19 protein-coding genes are annotated in these 18,008 nt (G+C 57.1%); 10 read left to right on the top strand and 9 right to left on the bottom strand.

Annotated elements, in window-relative coordinates; all coding sequences use genetic code 11:
- The first annotated feature begins 196 nt into the window (after positions 1–196).
- Together UH5x_RS25495 and UH5x_RS25490 are read left to right on the top strand one after the other, a co-directional pair.
- Positions 197–1,915 carry an FAD-dependent oxidoreductase gene (locus UH5x_RS25495; RefSeq protein WP_482636079.1) on the top strand — a complete coding sequence of 573 codons (1,719 nt, stop codon included), beginning with the start codon at positions 197–199 and terminating at the stop codon, positions 1,913–1,915.
- 41 nt (positions 1,916–1,956) lie between these two features.
- Positions 1,957–3,399, top strand: a complete 1,443-nt coding sequence (locus tag UH5x_RS25490) for a BNR-4 repeat-containing protein (RefSeq protein ID WP_482634101.1) — start codon at positions 1,957–1,959, stop codon at positions 3,397–3,399.
- 384 nt (positions 3,400–3,783) lie between these two features.
- On the opposite strand, the gene UH5x_RS25485 is transcribed toward UH5x_RS25490, so the two are convergent.
- Complete coding sequence (locus UH5x_RS25485) at positions 3,784–4,071, bottom strand: type II toxin-antitoxin system RelE/ParE family toxin (RefSeq protein WP_482636078.1); 288 nt, start codon at positions 4,069–4,071, stop codon at positions 3,784–3,786.
- A complete protein-coding gene (locus UH5x_RS25480; protein WP_482634100.1) occupies positions 4,061–4,303 on the bottom strand; it encodes an addiction module protein in 243 nt (80 codons plus the stop codon). The genes UH5x_RS25485 and UH5x_RS25480 overlap by 11 nt, the downstream gene beginning before the upstream one ends.
- A gap of 329 nt (positions 4,304–4,632) precedes the next feature.
- Here UH5x_RS25480 and UH5x_RS25475 point away from each other — a divergent pair, with 329 nt between their 5' ends.
- Entirely contained in the window at positions 4,633–5,037 is a 405-nt protein-coding gene (locus UH5x_RS25475) for a hypothetical protein (protein WP_482636134.1), read from the top strand.
- Here the strand turns inward: UH5x_RS25475 and UH5x_RS25470 are convergent.
- Entirely contained in the window at positions 4,969–5,286 is a 318-nt protein-coding gene (locus UH5x_RS25470; RefSeq protein ID WP_482634099.1) for a DUF2947 family protein, read from the bottom strand. The genes UH5x_RS25475 and UH5x_RS25470 overlap by 69 nt on opposite strands.
- Before the next feature lie 289 nt (positions 5,287–5,575).
- On the opposite strand from UH5x_RS25470, the gene UH5x_RS25465 reads away from it, so the two are divergent.
- Together UH5x_RS25465 and UH5x_RS25460 are read left to right on the top strand one after the other, a co-directional pair.
- Positions 5,576–5,818, top strand: a complete 243-nt coding sequence (locus UH5x_RS25465; RefSeq protein WP_482634098.1) for a ribbon-helix-helix domain-containing protein — start codon at positions 5,576–5,578, stop codon at positions 5,816–5,818.
- Positions 5,819–6,103 (top strand): type II toxin-antitoxin system RelE/ParE family toxin, encoded by a 285-nt coding sequence (locus UH5x_RS25460; protein ID WP_482634097.1) that lies wholly within the window; start codon positions 5,819–5,821, stop codon positions 6,101–6,103. It begins immediately after the preceding gene.
- Positions 6,104–6,246: 143 nt separating this feature from the next.
- Here UH5x_RS25460 and UH5x_RS25455 read toward each other — a convergent pair whose 3' ends face one another.
- The 5 genes from UH5x_RS25455 to UH5x_RS25435 form a co-directional block, all read right to left on the bottom strand.
- Positions 6,247–6,381: a type II toxin-antitoxin system HicA family toxin gene (locus tag UH5x_RS25455; protein WP_482636077.1), complete on the bottom strand. Its 135-nt coding sequence runs from the start codon at positions 6,379–6,381 to the stop codon at positions 6,247–6,249.
- Positions 6,382–6,428: 47 nt separating this feature from the next.
- Entirely contained in the window at positions 6,429–6,644 is a 216-nt protein-coding gene (locus UH5x_RS25450) for a type II toxin-antitoxin system HicB family antitoxin (RefSeq protein ID WP_047817341.1), read from the bottom strand.
- A 167-nt stretch (positions 6,645–6,811) separates the two neighbouring features.
- Entirely contained in the window at positions 6,812–7,177 is a 366-nt protein-coding gene (locus tag UH5x_RS25445; protein WP_482634096.1) for a hypothetical protein, read from the bottom strand.
- A gap of 164 nt (positions 7,178–7,341) precedes the next feature.
- Entirely contained in the window at positions 7,342–7,740 is a 399-nt protein-coding gene (locus UH5x_RS25440) for a hypothetical protein (RefSeq protein WP_482634095.1), read from the bottom strand.
- A gap of 705 nt (positions 7,741–8,445) precedes the next feature.
- A complete protein-coding gene (locus UH5x_RS25435; RefSeq protein ID WP_482634094.1) occupies positions 8,446–9,789 on the bottom strand; it encodes a polysaccharide pyruvyl transferase family protein in 1,344 nt (447 codons plus the stop codon).
- A gap of 220 nt (positions 9,790–10,009) precedes the next feature.
- Here UH5x_RS25435 and UH5x_RS25430 point away from each other — a divergent pair, with 220 nt between their 5' ends.
- From UH5x_RS25430 to UH5x_RS25410, 5 genes are all read left to right on the top strand, one after another.
- The gene (locus UH5x_RS25430; RefSeq protein WP_047817337.1) at positions 10,010–10,528 is read left to right on the top strand and encodes a sigma-70 family RNA polymerase sigma factor; all 519 of its coding nucleotides are present in this window, start codon (positions 10,010–10,012) and stop codon (positions 10,526–10,528) included.
- Entirely contained in the window at positions 10,525–12,045 is a 1,521-nt protein-coding gene (locus tag UH5x_RS25425) for a FecR domain-containing protein (protein WP_482634093.1), read from the top strand. The genes UH5x_RS25430 and UH5x_RS25425 overlap by 4 nt, the downstream gene beginning before the upstream one ends.
- Positions 12,042–12,473 (top strand): hypothetical protein, encoded by a 432-nt coding sequence (locus UH5x_RS25420; protein WP_482634092.1) that lies wholly within the window; start codon positions 12,042–12,044, stop codon positions 12,471–12,473. Before UH5x_RS25425 ends, UH5x_RS25420 begins: the two co-directional genes overlap by 4 nt.
- A 58-nt stretch (positions 12,474–12,531) precedes the next feature.
- Positions 12,532–15,003: a PSD1 and planctomycete cytochrome C domain-containing protein gene (locus UH5x_RS25415; protein WP_482634091.1), complete on the top strand. Its 2,472-nt coding sequence runs from the start codon at positions 12,532–12,534 to the stop codon at positions 15,001–15,003.
- A 239-nt stretch (positions 15,004–15,242) separates the two neighbouring features.
- Complete coding sequence (locus tag UH5x_RS25410) at positions 15,243–16,805, top strand: DUF1501 domain-containing protein (RefSeq protein ID WP_482634090.1); 1,563 nt, start codon at positions 15,243–15,245, stop codon at positions 16,803–16,805.
- A 435-nt stretch (positions 16,806–17,240) separates the two neighbouring features.
- On the opposite strand, the gene UH5x_RS25405 is transcribed toward UH5x_RS25410, so the two are convergent.
- The gene (locus UH5x_RS25405) at positions 17,241–17,876 is read right to left on the bottom strand and encodes a cohesin domain-containing protein (RefSeq protein WP_047817332.1); all 636 of its coding nucleotides are present in this window, start codon (positions 17,874–17,876) and stop codon (positions 17,241–17,243) included.
- Positions 17,877–18,008 lie beyond the last annotated feature (132 nt).

Raw genomic sequence — 18,008 nt, 5'->3', positions numbered from 1 at the left:
AACCAGCCCGCTGGAGAGGCTATGATGCTGTGCTTCGGAGCGTTTCTATCTGTGGAGTTTCAACATGAGTCGATTTGCGTGGCTGGCCGGGGCCGTGATTTTATTCTGCGGTTTCAAAGCACCCCCAGCGGTGGCTGCCGATCCCAACGTTGACGTGGTGGTGTACGGAGCCACACCAGCGGGCATTGCCGCGGCGGTGGCTGCTGGTAAATCCGGGCAGTCGGTTCTGTTGATCGAACCGACCAACCGAATCGGTGGATTGGTCACCAGTGGTCTGTCGCACACCGATTTCCATTCGCTCGAAAGCCTCAGCGGGGCGTTCCTGGATTTTGCGAATCGTGTTGAAGCTCACTACATCGAAACCGATGGCCCGGACTCGCCGCAGGTGGAGGCTTCCTACCACGGCACATTCGGCGAACCCAAAGTCAACCTCGCTGTGTTCCACGCCTTGCTGGACGAACAACCCCGCGTGGAACGGATCCATCAACACGCTCTCTCGGCGTTGAAGCTCTCTGAATCTCAATCGCAGAAACGCATCGAATCGGCCACCTTGGTTGACCCACAAGGCAACACGCGGACGATTCGCGGCAGCGTCTTTGTCGACGGCAGTTACGAGGGCGACCTGATGGCGATGGCAGGAGTCGAGTGGCGGGCTGGTCGTGAAGGACGCGATGAACACGGCGAATCGCTGGCACCAGAAGCCGCAGACGATCAACTGCAAGCCTACAACTTTCGCTTCATCATGACCCAAGAGGAATCCAACCGCGTGACCCCTGTCGCTCCGCCTGGCTACCAGCGTGAAGACTTTGTGGGCGTGCTGGATGCGATCGCATCAAAGAAGATCGAACGTGTTTTCGACTACCCGAGCAAATGCATTTTCAAAGCCCACCTGCCCGTGTTGCCCGGTGGCAAATACGACATCAACGATGTCTCGCGAGGCTTGGTGCGGCTTTCATTGCCAGGCAAAAACCTCGGTTGGCCAGACGGCACCGCAGAAGAACGCCAAGCGATTTATGACGAGCACCTCCGAGATCAAGTCGGGCTGCTGTATTTCCTGCAAAACGACCCGGAGGTTCCCGAAGCGTTTCGCCAAGAAGCCAAGCAGTGGGGATGGTGCCGCGACGAATTTCTGGACACCAATCATCTGCCACCGCAACTGTATGTGCGAGAAGCTCGCCGCATGCAAGGAGTTTCCATCTACACGCAGACGGACAGCGAGTACGCAGAGGAAGGCACGCGTGCCAAATTCCACCGCGACTCGATCGCCATGGCGGACTACGGGAACAACTGCCACGGCACCCACCACGAAGGGCCCCGTTTCGGCGGCAAACATAGCGGCGAGTTCTACAATCCCGTGCCGCCGTATCAGATCCCCTACGGAGTCTTGCTCCCCAAAGAGATCGACAACTTGTTGGTACCGGGGGCCGTTTCATCCTCCCACGTCGGATTCTGTGCGTTGCGGCTGGAACCGGTCTGGATGTCGTTGGGACAAGCCGCCGGGCACGCTGCAGCCCTGGCCGTGCAGCAAGATCAACCGGTACAGCAAGTCGACGTCGCGAGCCTTCAAACTCAACTGCACGCCAATGGTTCTGCCACGATCTACGTCAGCGACGTGCTGCCTGATTCACCCGACTTTGCCGGCGTGCAGTGGTGGGGCGCCGCTGGAGGACTGTTGAAACTGTATCCCGAGGGAACACCACGCAAACCACGCGGCAAGAAACTGCACGGGCAATACACCGAGGCCGCACCAGGGCACGCTGTCGAACTTGACCAACCGCTCGACGCCAAACTGGAACAACGCTGGCGAGCGTTGGCCGAGTCGATGAGTGTGCCGCTCGCTGGTCTTCCGAAGGCCAACGGCACCACCACCCGAGGCGATTTCATCCGCGCCGCGGCAACGGCAGCACGTGAATAGCCAGCCGCCTCCCCACCAACATCCCCACCTAAGAAAGCACCATGAAGACACAACTCGGACTGCCCACCTTGCTGATCGCAATGGCTTCGCTCTTTTTCGCTGACGATGCCCGTGCCGATGATCCGGTGACGCTGAACCAAAAGGCCGATGGCTACCGAGGCATTTGGTACATGAACCAGCCCTCGGGCGATGAATACGTCTACAAGTACAGCGGTGGCCTGGGAACTTACTGTGCCAAGCACAAACCGTTTGCGATCCACTGCGAACAAGTCAACAAAACGTTCTTCTGCTTCGGAGGCGCGACGGCAGACGACAGCCGCAAGTTGCTGCACATGGTTTCTTACTACGATCACGAAACCAACACCGTTCCCCGCCCCACGATCCTGCTGGACAAGCAGACCGACGACGCGCATGACAACCCCGTGATTTCCGTCGACGACAAAGGACACATTTGGATCTTCTCGACCTCCCACGGTCAGTCACGCCCGTCCTACATTCACCGCAGCAAACGTCCCTACGACATCGCCGAGTTTGAACTGGTGGAGGCAACTCGCGCCGAGGAAGACGGTCGCACGCCGATCAACAACTTTTCCTACATGCAGATGTGGCACTCGGACAACGGCTTCCAAGGTTTTTTCACCCGCTACAACTACCCCGCTGCCCGCACCATTTGTTTCATGAGCAGTCCTGACGGTCGCCAGTGGAGTTCGTGGCAACGCCTGGCCGCGATTGGGCAAGGCCATTACCAAGTCAGTGGCGTCGGCGCCGCCAAAGCAGGCTCGATGTTCAACTATCACCCGCAAGGCAAAGGACTGAACTGGCGCACCAATCTGTACTACCTCGAAACAGCCGACAACGGAGACACCTGGCGAACGGCCGGCGGCGACGAACTGACGCTGCCGCTCAAGGAAGTCCACAACCAAGCACTGATCCACGATTACGAAGCGGAAGGTCTGAACGTGTACCTGAAAGACCTTCGCTATGACACCAACGACCATCCCGTGCTGCTGTACATCACCAGCAAGGGATACGAATCCGGCCCCAAGAACGATCCTCGCACCTGGATGCTGGCACGCTGGACAGGTAGCGAATGGAAACGCTCGCCCATCACCACATCGGACAACAACTACGACGCCGGCGAACTCTGGTTGCTGGCCAAAGACGACTGGCGAGTCGTCGGCCCAACCGAACCCGGACCGCAGCCCTACAACCCGGGCGGCGAAGTCGCGATGTGGAAGAGCGTCGACCAAGGCGCGACCTGGACCAAGAGGCGGCAAATGACCCAAGGCAGCGAGATGAACCACACCTACGTTCGCCGAGCCCTCAACGCGCACCCGGACTTCTTTGCCATCTGGGCGGATGGACACGGACGAAAACCGTCGCACTCCCACCTGTACTTTTCCAACGCAGCGGGCGACGTGTTCCAACTCCCACGGATCATGACGTCCGAGACAGCTCGACCAACACGTGTTGAGCTGAAGTAACGTCACGGCAAACACCCCAGCTGCAACAATCCAATATCACGCTGTCGCAGCATCAAGAAAAGATCGACAGAGCTCTCGCCACCGTGGAAGTCGTTACGGATGCCAAAGAGCGAAGGTGATCGCGAAGCGACTAACGCAAACACCATTCATCGACCCGGCCCAACTCAAAACACCGTGCCACTGATCGAAAGCGGCCGCCCAAAGCATCGTCACGAACCGGAACGCGGATAGAGCCCTCCGTCAGAGCAGGCACCAACGGACAAAACCACCAGGGAACGGTCGCCGGCTCGCCCTCACCGCAAAGCGGCTCGCCTTGAATGAGCATTTAGATCCAGGCTCGTAACTCGCTGACCCTAAATCCCGAATAGTTAGGCGACCCCAACGCTACCGGCCGCACCAATATCCAGGACGGCGTTTTGCATGGGCAACTGCAATGACAACGATACGATCATCGTTAACGCGAAAAACCATTTGAAACGGAAACTTGATGACACTACAGGATTGGTGCCGATCGTCAATGCTGAGGAACCGTTTGGGATCGTCCATGATTGACGCAACCGCTACATCAACTGCCACCAAAAAGTTGCGAGCAGCTCTCGAACTTCGTTCGGCGTACCATTCGGCGGACTCGGAAAGTTCAATTGTCGCATCAGGGTGAAAATCAACCTGCATCGCGGACAGCGTGTTGTTCAAACAACCGGGCGCGAATCGTTGACCAGCTTTCAGTTTCGACAGTTCCAGTGTCAATCTCATTGCTGCGGCGGTCGATCTCAGCAAGCCACTCAGGTGAAAGACGTGGTGGATGGTCGTCGGGAACCGACGAGGCCAAGTCGTCGATCAGTCGAAGACGGTCGTCGATCGGCAGTTGCGTAGCGTTTGCAAGAATGTCTTGATATTCAGACATGGCTAGGTCGCCTAACGGAAGTTCTTCACGACACCGCTTCTCTCCGAAGCCAACAAGCGTCGCAACTCCAAACAGTTTACCAAAGGATTGCCAGGTTGCCAAAGATGCGGTGTCCGCGTCGTTGCCAACCAAAATGCGTCAACGAAGCGAACGACGCGGCAAACCAAACAACGCTCCAACGACGAAGCCGCGGCTCTGCGCAAAAACCCTGTTAGTGGCCGCGGTTGCTAGATGAAGATGGTGCAGAAACTGTCGCCAGATTCCAGTTCCCAAAACGGTTTCGAGAAATTGGCAGTGCAGTTTTTGCAGAGGCTGATCCATTGTGGAGCTTGACCTTTGATGGAAGCCATCGCGTCGAATTTCATGATGTCACCGCCGCACGCTGGGCACGGGCCAACGGCGTTCGGCAAAGCAGTCGGGCCAGTGTGTTCGTGCCTGAGCAGATTCTAAAGCGGTTGATTCGCGGCAAGTTGAAACACAAACTGCGATCCGAATCGTTCTTTGATTCGATTCCAGGCGAAATCTGGAAGGGCCGCTTTGTCGTCGACAGCGAAGCGGTCGGCAAAGGGACTCGTTGCCTCGTCCACAACCAAATGCTGCCCTTCATCAATCGACATCCCCTGCCTGCTGAGGAGGAAATTGATCCAGTTACGTGTAAACGCGTCTTAACTGGATTCGACCGCATGTTCGCGCATCCAAAATATCGTGACCGTTTCGGTGGGGCTAATATTTAGCGTTCTGAGAGCATCGCAGAAAGCATCGGCGGCGGCGTTGTTCCAGTGATTCATCCAAGTGAAGAAGATGGATGCGTCTCGCACGAGCTGGGCGGGCCATTCGGTTTGATCGAGGAGCTTGAAGTGGCGATTGCTCGCGCTGACGAGGTGTTTCCAGCGAGTCGATGCGTCAGATTCGTCAAGGACGTTGATTGCGCGCTGGTCTGCATCAGCGATCGGTGGATCGTTGTGGAAGCAGCCGGGAATCACGGTGAAGTCTTGCTATCGCACATCGCCGACTGACAGCAGTGCAACAACAACGCCGATCCCGCTATGGTCGAGATGAACAAATTGTCCGAGCGTGATTTGCATGAGCATTGGATCAGCCAATGACCGACAACGGAAGTCTTTTACGACACCGCGCTGAACGAAGCGAAAAACGTGGCACCTGGGGCGTTTCTACCAATGCCAGCCCAAGTCGCCTACAATCGAGGGCGTGCCAAAGGCCCTTGCGGCAACCCCCTGCTGGGCGAACCGGTCGTGAAAAAGGAACACTGGAATGAATATACAACTACCAGACGATGCGATGCAGTTTATTGAGGGTCTCGTCACGTCCGGCGAATTTGAGTCGACAAGCGAGGCGATCACCGAAGGGGTTCGGCTATTGATGAGCCGACAACGATTGCGAGCCGATATCCAGAAGGGCATCAACGAACTCGATGCGGGACTGGGAATTGACGGCGACGAAGTGTTTTCAGAACTGCGAGCACGCGCCAAAGCGGCAGTTGAAGACGCCAGCTAGATGGCAAAGCTATTCATTTCGCCGACAGCGAAACAGGACTTGTCCGATATCTTTGATTTCATCGCGAGGGACAAACCGAGCGCGGCAGCGAATTGGATCGAGAAGATCGAAGAGAAGTGCAGGCTCATTTCGACGGTTCCAGATTTCGGTGAATTGCGGAACGAGTACGGTGCCGACATTCGCAGTAGCGTTGTTGGGCGTTATGTCATCTTTTACCGATTAATTCAGGACGGAATCGAAGTCGCGCGGGTCATTCCCGGTGATCGTGACATCAGATCGCTCTAGGGTCGCCCAACGAAAGTCTTTTGCGACACCGCCCTAAGCGAAGCGTTGGAGTTTGAATCATCAGAAGGTGCACCATTGCCAACGCGCGTTGCCTACCAACGAAGGTGTGCCGCAGTCCTAGCGTAAAACCCCTGTTGTGCGGCCTACGGTTCTGGGATCCCAAGATCACGGCAGATTTTACGTGCCAAGTGATCAGAAATCTCGCGATGACGCGGCACCGCTGACCGTGCACCAGTAGCGGGATTGCCCCACCAAGAATGGTTGCCGCCCTCACGCACTAAAACGCAGCCACTGTCGTTCAAATGTCGAATGAGGTCACGGCGTTTCACGGTTGAATTGCCACCTCTTCGTATGCTGCGCCAGCAGCCTTACGGGCATCCTCGCGGTTCATTTCGATGGCCTCTGAAAGGGCCTCGCGCAGGTTGTCGATCAGTTCGTCACGGGTCGCACCCTGCGAATTGACGCCGGGCACCTCCTCGATCCACCCGATCCACCATTCGCCGTCTTGGCGGATTACAGCGTTATAATTGGGGGTAAGCATCGGTATTCCTTGGAGGAGTCCGCACAAAGGAAGTTATTCACGACACCGCCTAAACGAACGAAGCGACATCTGAACTACGGGAGATTGTACCAATGCCAGCCCGCGTGCCCAACCAAGGAAGGTGCTCCAAAGGACATTGCGTAAAATCCCTGTTGGCCGACCCTGCGCTACGGATCAGCCACCACCGCAAAACGGTCAAGCAGCAACTGCAAGTCATCGAGAGCGGTGCAAACCTGCGGTTGCAGCTCAGGCCACGGTGCATCGGAATCATCGGTTAGCGGAACAGCATGTGTGCGAATGTGGTCGATAGTTGCACGAAGCGCATCGGCGATGCGACGGGCGAGCTCAGGTGATTCCTGCAGATGGCGGTCAAGTGAGATTCCGCCGCAGTAGCCGCTGATCGTCAGTTGCTCGACGACGTCCGGTTGGTCAGTATGCAAGTCGGCGACACGCGCGACCAGCCATCGGTACACGGCATTGCGGATGATCCACGTGTCCTCGCTGGTCGGCGCAATCGAGATTGTCACGGACATTAGTGATCTCTGGGTCGGCCAACGGAAGGTCTTTACGACACCGCCCTGAACGAAGCGAGCGATGCTTGAACTACGAGAGATTCTACCACCAGATGGAGGCTTGAACAAACGACAGCGGTGTGCCGCAGGCCTAGCGTAAAAACCATGTTAGACGCCGCGGGCCATCAGTAGTCGACGCCCAAGTGCCAGCGAACACCCACGGATTTCAAGCGAGTCAAAACGGTCTGAAATTCAGCAAGGTCGGATAGAACGCCTGCGAAATCCGGTATGGAATCTGGATTATCAGAAATGTGTTTGGCGATTGCGTTAACGGTTGCCAGCCCACTATCCGCGTCGAACCAAGTGGCAGGCGGTAACTCGATGTCAGCATCACCGCCCTCGTCCTCCATGAATGCGGCAGCTTCGGCAGGGTCGATGCTGAAGAAGTCCATCAGGCCCGCAACGCCGAGATCGGCCGCGATCGACGATAGTTTGTGTTCGGCAGCCGATAAAGCCTTGCCATTTACGAAGGGGTCGAAATCAGGGATTTCACGTTCGGTGACGATGTAGAGTGCTGCGCCCATGAATCACCAGTAATCTAGCGGCGTCTAACGGGGTTCTGGACGACAGGGTGTCGTCTAGGCTTGGAAATGGGGGAGAAAGGGTGTTGACTTTAGCTGAATGGGGCTCGGTCTGCAGCACTTGCGCGACCGGGCGTGGATGGCGTGACGCGGGGTTGCGTTCGCTGCTTCCGAGGCACGGGTGCAAAAGACGGTGTTTTTCACCCGTGCCTCGGTACCAGCGAAGGAAGCGGCCCCAAGCGGAGCGATCGTTTTTGATGGTGTTGACGGCGTAGACAGGTACGCAGGTGTCATCGGGTATGTGAGTCGCTTGGCGTTGGCCACGGTTCCTGCACTCAACCTAGGCCCACGCTGGACTGCGAAATGCTCTGTGTTGTGAAGCATTGTGGTTGCGCGAGTTTTCATCCCGGCAGGGATTCAAGACGGTAGCCGTCGGCAAGCGATCGCGCCACCGACGGACATGTCAATCCCACCTTCCCGTTCCGCCTCCCGCCGTGGCCGATGGCCACGGCGGGAGGCGGAGTATTTGGGGGTACGTTCGTTTTCCGGTGGTGCGCTGCGTTGCAGCGACCACCGGCTACCGTCTGACATCCCTACCGGGATGAAAACAGCCGGTCTCGCGATCCGGCCCCGAGCTATCAACGCAGACTCCTCCGGAGCCATCCATGCTCATCCCCTCAGATGTGCCTCCGCTTTCAAGCTCCGGGGTCAGGAGATGCTGGCGAGTTCCTGTTGCAGTACCGCCATCGTTTCTCGTTGGCGGTTTTCGACGAATCGGCGTGCCTCATCCGCCTTGGCTTTGGCCGCGTCCAAGTCATTTGCCATCTGCAAAACCGCCGGCACGATGCGGTTGCGATCCGTTTCCGAATCCAGATCGAACAACCAGTCCCCCAAGCCGATGTCCTCCCACATGTAGCCTTTGCTGGTTTGTTCCTCGAACCGACAAACGATCGCGGGGATGCCGTGACCGATGCACATGATCGGCGAATGCATTTCATTGCCGAACAACCCGGCGCTCTTCATGTAAACGCTGACCGCTTCCCCCGCCAGCCAATAGTTCGGACGCCAAACGACTCGCGACAGCACGTCCTGTGGCAATCGATCGATCAGCATCTCCTTGCCCACCGCCATCTGCGTTCGGTCTTCCGGGCACACCAAGACCTTGCGATCGGTTTCGCGAACGACTTGCACGATCGCTTCGCGAAGCTGCGCATGGTCGTGCTCCTTCATCGCTTCGTTGCGAGCGTGCTTGACGGGATCAAATTTCACATTGGGTTTGATGGTCCAGTACGGCGTGTAGCGCAGTCGCGGGATGCAGCATAGAAATTCCTGCGGTTTCAACTGGTTCTCTTCCAAAAAATGATCGGCAGCAGGCTCATCTCGCAAGTCACAGGCGAAGGCTCCGTCGGGACCGAATTCCATCACCGGCGACGAGGCACCGAGACTCTTCGCGAGAGCGAGCGATTTGCTATCGCGGAAGAACACAAACCGGGCATGACTCAATACTTCGACCGAACGAGCCATCGCGTCCTCGTTGCGAGCCCTGGTCGCGGAGGATTTCTTCATTGGGAAAGTGATCCCGTAGATGCCGTACGGCTTTCCCGTTTCCTCTCGCCATCGGATCAAGTCACGTTCGGCGACGATGGATGCTCCTGATCCGTGCAGTAGGAAATCGCATTCCCGGAAGGCTTGCTTCAATGCTTCGGATCGCGGCTTGGCAATCTTCAGTTTGGGAAATTCCTTTCGCAGCAATTCCTCCACGCCGTTGTCAACGTTGGACGGCCAAAGCGTGACCTCCACGTCGGGCAGGTGCTCGCGAAGGATGCTCAGCACGCCTGGCGTGTGAGCGATGTCGCCGATGTTGACGGTTTGCCAGGAGGATCGCAGCAAGACTCGTTTCGGCGGCTTGCCATCGTCGGCGGAGGCCAACGATGGCAACAGCGAACTGTTCAATCCCAGTGTTCCTGCGGCCATCCCCAGCTTGGCAGTGCCGCTCAGGAAAGCGCGTCGATCGAGGGCGGAAGATCGTTTTCCAAATTTTGAATGAGTCATGCAAACGTGCGATAAATGAGGCGGGGACGGGCAAGCAAACGTTTGTTCACGCCAGTCTTTGAGGTGGGAATGAGGGTTCCATCCTACTTCAGCCGCCAAGAATGCTGGGGGACATGGCGGAGCAGAGAATGACAAAATTCAAAAAATCCGATCGCTTTCATGTCATGATTGGATTCGAGCGGATAAGGAACTCATGCAAGCCAATTCTCAGGAGTTTTGAGTGGACGATTCAACACGCCATGCGACCCGATTGTGGACCTCGGCTCAGCCGGTGGTGGCTGCTTTCGTTGCGTCGGTGGTTCGAGATCGGCGTGACCGTGAAGACGTGCTGCAAGAGACAGCACTCGCGGTTTTGAACTCATTTGAATCCTACGATTCCTCGCAAGCGTTTCAGGGCTGGGCGATCGGCGTCGCTCGCAACCAAATCAGTTTGTACCTGCGCCGCCGACGACGGGACCGGCTGGTCTTCAGCGAGGAAACGATCGCGAATTTGCAGTCCACGTTTGAACAGTCCTCTCCCCCCGAAGAACTCGATCACCTGCCCACATGCCTCGATCAACTGCCCGGCCGTGCTCGAAAGATCTGCGAATTGCGATATCAAAAAGGACTCAAACCGATTGCGATCAGCGAACAAATCGGCATGACAGCGAACTCGGTCTCCAAAGCCTTGCAGCGGATTCGAGAGCAACTGCGTGAATGCATCGAAGACAAGTTCGTCTCCGAAGGAGCGAACGGATGAACAACCGCCACCCAACCTTGATCGACGGCTACCTGGATGAAACTCTGACGCCGGATCAACTGTCTGAACTGGAAAGCTGGATCAATGCGAATCCGGATCACGCCAAGCAGTTCGCTGACACGGTTCACTTTGACGAGCGAATGACGGCCGAATTGAGCTGGCAACAGTTCACCCAATCGGGACCTGATGAATCCAATCCCGCGGAGCCCACGTCCAGACCAGTCGCTCTCGCCACACATCGACGAAGTCAGCGACTCACGTGGGGCGTTGCCGCCATCGCGGCGACCGTGTTGCTGGTCACTGGATTGGTGATTCGGACCAAGGTCGATCCCTCGAAGTCTGGCCGACCAACCACCCCGTCCGTCGCACAGAATCCCTCTTCGCCGGCATCCCCCGACAACGAAATCGACACAACGTTCGCGACTCTGGTTCAGTCCATCGATGCCACCTGGGAAAGCGATCACGCGTCCCAATCCGGCGACCGGTTGAACGCTCGAACCATTCGTCTGCGATCCGGCATCGTTCAAGTTCAATTCGACAGCGGCGTCGAAGTCACGCTGGAGGGCCCGGCATCCTACGAACTGCAATCGATGGATCGGACCAAGTTGGCCTACGGACTTCTGTCCGCCACCGTGCCGCCGGGCGCAGAAGGTTTTCGAGTCGACACACCCTCGGCACAGGTCATCGACTTGGGAACCGCGTTTGGGATTGAACTGGAACGCGATGGACTGTCAAAGGTCTCCGTCTTTGACGGCGAAGTCGAGGTGGTCACGGACAAGGATCATCACAAGCGTTTGCTGACCGAGGGGCAGAGCGTCGAATTGTCTTCGGATGGCAGCATGAGCGACATCGCGTTCGACACCGGGCGTTTTGAAAAGTTGTGGCCGTTTGGGTCGGGAATCGTCAAATCAACCGGTGCCTTCCGTTTTGCTCCTCCTTGGCCGCGATTGGTCAACCGGATCCAAAGCGACCGTCGGATCTTTGTGTTGCCCGAGGGCTATGCGACTCGATTGCAGTCACCATGCTCCGTCGATCTCACGGTCCCCGGACGGTACACAAAAGCGGCGTTATTGTTGCCCGCAGAGGTTTCAACGGGTCACCGCGTTCGCTCGTTTTTATTGATGTTCAATCCGAAGATTCCGATCGACACCGAGAACAATCGCCAGCGTCCCACGATTCGCGACTTGGAATTGGTCGAAGGCAGCATCACGTTTCAACAGCCGATTCTCGGTGTGATTGTTGAAGACAAAACGCTGTTCGCAACGGATGGCCGATTCTCACTGCGGAGTGCAGCCAGCCTGCCGTTCGGACGAGGCCTGGAACTGGATGCGTCACGCATCAGCGATGTCATCACGCTCAGTGAAGACGGCCGAACAATCGATCTCAGTTTGATGTCATTTGGTCGACGAGGCGATCACGTCCGTGTGATTGTCGACGCGTCCATCCACTCGCGTTTTTCACGACGACCTTCGTCGTCCAAATCCTTGCCTCAGTTCTCATCGAGGAGTCAACCATGAAGACCGAAACCGAAAGCTTGGTTCAATCGGCAGAAGAACATCCCCAGCGACGTCGTTTCTTGTTGAAACTGCTCGCCGGCAGCACGGCGTTGCCGCTGATTTCGTCGGTCGCGTTCGCTCAAAAGCCAAATCGTTTGGACAAAGATGGCGAGCGTGACCCACAAGCCCGCCGTCGCGCGGGGGCAGGGTTGCAATTGGATCCGACCAAGATCGCAGCGAAGCTGATCAAGGACCACGACAAGGATGGTGACGGCGCACTCAATGAAAAAGAACTCGCGGCAGCTCTGACGGCTTTTCGCGAGGGTCGAACGCAAGGCATGCGTGGCCGCCAAGGCGAAGGGCGTGAACGCATGCGACCGGGTGCCGACGGCCAGCGAGCGATGCGAAATCAGGACAAGGGGGTTCAGCCCAAACGTCCCGGTGAATGATTCGCCACGACCGTTTGCTCCGCGTGGACGGATCCCTTCCTTTTCTCCACTTGCCACCATGCTTGCACGTGTCGCTATGAAACCATTCGTCATTCCTCTGTTGGTCACTTCGCTGAGCGTGCTGAGCACGTTTGAGTCGCAGGGTCAAGAGACTGCGGGAATCTCTCCGGAACAACTTGAGTTCTTTGAGAACCGAATTCGTCCGGTGCTGGTCCGCGAATGTTACGAGTGTCACTCGGCCGAGTCCGGCAAGACACGAGGTGGACTGAGACTGGACACCCGTGACGGGTTGATGCTCGGCGGTGAATCGGGTCCTTCGGTCGTTCCTGGGCACCCGGAAGACAGCCCCTTTTGGGACGCGGTGACGTACAACGGTTGGGAGATGCCACCACGAGGACAGTTGCCCGACGATGTGCTGGCGGATTTCAAACGTTGGATCGAAATGGGTCTGCCCGACCCTCGCGTTCGCGAATCGATCACGGTGGAAAGCAAGGTTGACTTGGAATCCGGACGGGAACACTGGGCATTTCAAAAGCCTCGTGAGCAAGAATTGCCCGAGGTTCAGCACACCCAATGGCCCAAGTCGGACGTGGACGTGCATGTGCTGGCAAAATTAGAAGGCAAGGGTTTGCAACCGGCGCTCGATGCCGACGCGGCAACCCTGTTGCGTCGCCTCTCGTTTGACTTGACCGGGTTGCCCCCCACTCCCGACGAAGTCCAATCCTTCCTCCGTGCAACAGCCAGGGATCGCGACGCGGCAATCGAATCCAAAGTCGACGAACTGCTCGACAGCCCCCGGTTTGGCGAACGCTGGGGTCGTCACTGGATGGACGTCGCTCGCTACGCGGAATCGTGTGGCAACAGCACCAACAACACGTATCCTCATGCGTGGCGCTATCGCGATTATGTGATCGATTCTTTCAACGCAGACACTCCCTACGATCGCTTCATCGCGGAACAGGTCGCCGGTGATTTGTTGCCCGTCAAAACAGATGAACAGTGGCAACGCAACTTGATCGCGACCGGTTTCTTGGCGATCGGAACGAAGAACCTCGTTGAACGCAATCCACGGCAAGTCCAAGCCGACATCGTTGACGAGCAAATTGACACCGTCACCAAAGCCTTCTTGGGTTTGACGGTCGCCTGCGCCCGTTGTCACGACCACAAATTGGATCCGATCCCAACGACGGACTACTACGCGATGGCGGGGATTTTCCAGAGCACCGACACGTACTATGGAACGGCCGAGGGGATCACGAACCGCAACGCATCAGATCTGTTGCAACTGCCGATCGCGGATGACATGGCTGCGGGCCGAGTGTATTCAACCGACGAGATCGAAGATCTGAACGAACGGATGCGGGACCTTCGTTCCCAAATGGCCGAAGCGGTTCGCGATCGGGAAAATCCATCGCAGCAGCAAACCGTGATTCGGCTGCGGGCTCAAGTCGCGTTGATCCAGGGAGTTTTGTCAGAGATTGATGATGACGGAACGCCGCGAACGTTGGCGATGGGAGTGCAAGAATCCGATTCATCCCAAGACGCCGCCGTCCTGGTTCGTGGCGAGGTGGAAACCCCAGCGCAACGTGTGCCACGCGGGTTTGTCCAAGTCCTACCGCACAGTGCAGACTTCTCGATCCCGGCCGATTCCAGTGGGCGAATCGAATTGGTTCAGTGGCTGACGTCAACCGAGAATCCGTTGACCGCACGTGTGATGGTCAATCGCATCTGGTTGCACCTGTTCGGCGAAGGTCTGGTCTCAACACCCAACAACTGGGGAATGACCGGGCAAGCCCCTTCCCATCCCGAGTTGCTCGATCACTTGGCCATCGAGTTTGCCAGGGACTGGTCCGTCAAGTCCATGATCCGCACCCTCGTTCTATCGCGAACCTATCAGATGAGTTCACGAATGAACGAGACCAACTACGAGGTCGATCCAGACAACCGATTGCTTTGGCGTGCCAGTCCGCGTCAGTTGGATGCGGAGTCCATGCGGGACGCGGTCCTCGCCATCGGCGGCGGGTTGAACCTAGAACGTCCGGTTGGATCGCCGATCGCTCGCTATGGCAACAACCGAATTGGGCGAACTCTTGACGCGTCGCTCTTGGACGGCCTGAACGATCGCCGGTCGGTGTACTTGCCCATCGTTCGTGACGCTGTGCCTCGTTCGCTGGCGCTGTTTGACTTTGCCGATCCGAGTCTTAGCAACGCGAAACGCGACGTGTCGAATGTTCCCACTCAAGCGTTGTACTTGATGAACGATGAATTCGTTTTGCAAAACGCGGAAGGACTCGGCCGACGCCTTTTGAAAGAACACAAGAACGTTCGTGACAGTGTCTCGGCAGCGTTTTTGGCGACGTACGGACGGCCTGCCACCGACTCAGAAATTCGAAGTTGCGTGAACTTCTTTCAAGAGTTCATGGGACCGGCTCGCAGCAAGTCGAATCGTTTTGTGCAAACGCAGCAACTCGCGATGACAGCATTCTGCCAAGCGTTGATCGCCTCGGCCGAATTCCGATGTCTGAACTGAAACCTTGTGGCATAGGCTTCCAGCCTGTGGGTACTCGTTCACAGGCTGGAAGCCTATGCCACATTGAATTGATGCACCGGGCGGCTTGCGCCGCTCCGCTAAGGAACCATTCCGAAACAACTTCGCGATTTCAAAAGATAGCGGAAGGGCGCGAGCCCTCCGGTGACACACCGGGCGGCTCGCGCCGCTCCGCTAAGAAGACTCGATCACTCCACTTCGCTCTCTCATCAGGTTCCGTCATGTCCGATTCAACCACCCTGTCGCGTCGCGGCGCACTCCAAGCCGTCAGCAGTGGATTCGGCTACCTCGCGTTTGCTGCGTTGGCGACGGAGCAAGCTCGAGCCAGCAGCCCGTTGGAAGTGAAAGAACCTCACTTTGAACCGAAAGCGAAACGGGTGATCTTTTTGTCCATGCGTGGCGCACCCTCACATGTCGACACGTTCGATCACAAACCACAACTCACGCGAGACTCCGGCAAGGTCGGCAAGTATGGTGGGACCGGACGGCTGTTGGGATCGCCTTGGGAATTCCGCCAGCGGGGCGAAAGCGGGTTGTGGATCTCGGATCTGTTCCCGGAACTTTCCAAGCAAGCCGATGAACTGTGTTTGCTGAGAGGCATGCATTGCGACCAACCCAACCACCCGCAAGCCACCACGCAGACTCACACGGGTAACTTTCAGTTCCCGCGACCATCGATGGGTGCTTGGACGCTGTATGGACTGGGAACCGAAAACGAGAACTTGCCTGGGTTCATCGTTTTGAATCCCTCGCCTGGTGACAGTGGCAATTACGCCAGCTCGTTCCTGCCGGCGATCTATCAAGGCACCAAGATGAAAGCGGGTGGACGAAGCCGCGGCGGGTTCGCTCAGAACATGATGCGATCAAACACGTCGAATCAACCCGGCCGATCCCGACGCGGGCTGCAATCCGGCATGGGCGGCGACCTCCGCCGGCGCTACGCGGAGTCACGGATGGGCATGTCCGGCGGCGCGGAAGCGCCGATGCAACAACGTCCCTTCGGCCGCCCCCTTCGCGATCAATTCACACAACGCGAAGACAGTGCGATCCCCAATTTGACAAACCGCATGTTGGATCCGGAATTGCAACGCATTCAGTTGGATTTGATCCAAAACCTGAATCAGAACAAACTCGATCGCGACGGTCATCAACCGCAAGTCGAAGGCATGATCGAGTCGTTTGAGTTGGCTTATCGCATGCAATCGGAAATGCCCGAGGCCGTCGACTTGTCCGATGAATCGCAGGACACGCTGGAACTGTACGGCATCAACGGTTCGGGGACCGACGACTTTGGTCGCCAGTGTTTGATGGCGAGACGTTTGGCGGAACGCGGCGTCCGCTTCATCGAATGCGTGAGCCCAGGTTGGGATCACCACCGAAACCTACGTGACGAACTGGACGATCACTGTTCGCAGATCGATCAACCCATCGCGGGCTTGCTGCAAGACCTCAAGCAACGTGGCTTGCTCGACGAAACGCTGGTGATTTGGGCCGGTGAATTCGGTCGCACGCCGCACGCCCAAAACGGGGATGGCCGCGACCACAACAACAAGGGCTACACCACCTGGATGGCGGGCGGCGGAGTTCGCGGCGGCTTCAGTTACGGCGCCACCGACGAACATGGGTATGAAGCGGTCGAAGGCAAGTCTCACATCCACGATTGGCACGCCACGATCCTCCACCTGTTGGGGTTGGATCATGAACAGCTGACGTACCGCTATGCCGGACGTGACTTCCGATTGACCGATGTTTATGGAAGTGTGATCCGCGACATCGTTGGCTGAACCGCCTGTCGATTTTGTCAGCCGGAACGTGATCGCGTCCGGTTCATCTCCGGCAAATGTGGGCTAGCGTTGGGCTGCGAAATGTTTGCTATTGGCGTTCTGATAACGGATGCAATTTCCCATCCGGCTTCTGCCTTTCTTCATCCCGGGAGGGATGTCAGATGGTAGCCGTCGGTAAGCGATCGCGCCACCGACGGACATGCAAATCCCGCCTCGCCACTCTCCATCCCGCGGTGGCAATGGCCACCGCGGGATGGAGAGTGCTTTTTTGGGGCTCGTTTTCCGGGGGTGCGCTGCTACGCAGCAACCCCCGGCTACCATCTGATATCCCTCCCGGGATGAAGACTTGCGCTAACGAAGAGGCTTCACGACACCAAATTTTCAGCAGTCCGGGCTAGCGTCCATCGGCTGATCGCCAAGCGATGAGCAGGTTGCTCATCCAAGCCGTTGGAAACCCAACATTCGTCCATGAACGGGTGCACGGAAGATGTCATGGATCACGGCGTCGACGTGACTTGGTTTCAAGTGATCCGGCAACACCGGCCCGATGAAGGGTTTGTTCTCTGGCGGTGCAAACATATCCGTTGAGCGAGCAGATTGCATGACAGCACGGTCCGTTGGATCGGGTCCCACCACGGGTTCCGATTCCAACTCAATCGTGCCCTCATTCAACCGCACTTGCTGGAGATCCAGTTTCGGCGGTGTCAGACAAGCCGCGTTTCGCGATTGATCGAGTTCAATTTCGAGGAGGTTGCCGTCGCGACCGAGCACCGGTTGGGTCGAAAACACATAAGCGACCACAATGCCATTTTCTTGATCGACATTGGCGATGAGGGCTGCTTTGTTGTCCCAGATTGCTCCCGGTCGTATGTCTTCCTTTTCGATCTGCACGAGTTTGGGATTGAACTCGAATCGAATCTCAGCTGCCCTGAGAGCGGGAGCGTCTTCGACTCGGATTGAGGCGACTGACTCTTGCTCTGGAGCGGGCCCCAAGGCGTCCAATGAAACACTTGCCATCAAGTGTCGACCTTCCAAGCGTTCGGTCGTCAACACGCGACATGTTTTGGCCATCCTGGCTCCCATGTATGTTTCCGAATGGAATCTTCTGTTCATCGCGAGTGCAATGAACGCCCAGTTCGTTGTTTTGAAAAGCGGTGCTTTCCATCCAACGCCGGGACTTCAATCGAAGAAGTAATCCAGGCT

This window comes from Rhodopirellula sp. UH5, assembly GCF_056839225.1.
This window is presented reverse-complemented; position numbering and strand designations above follow the sequence as displayed.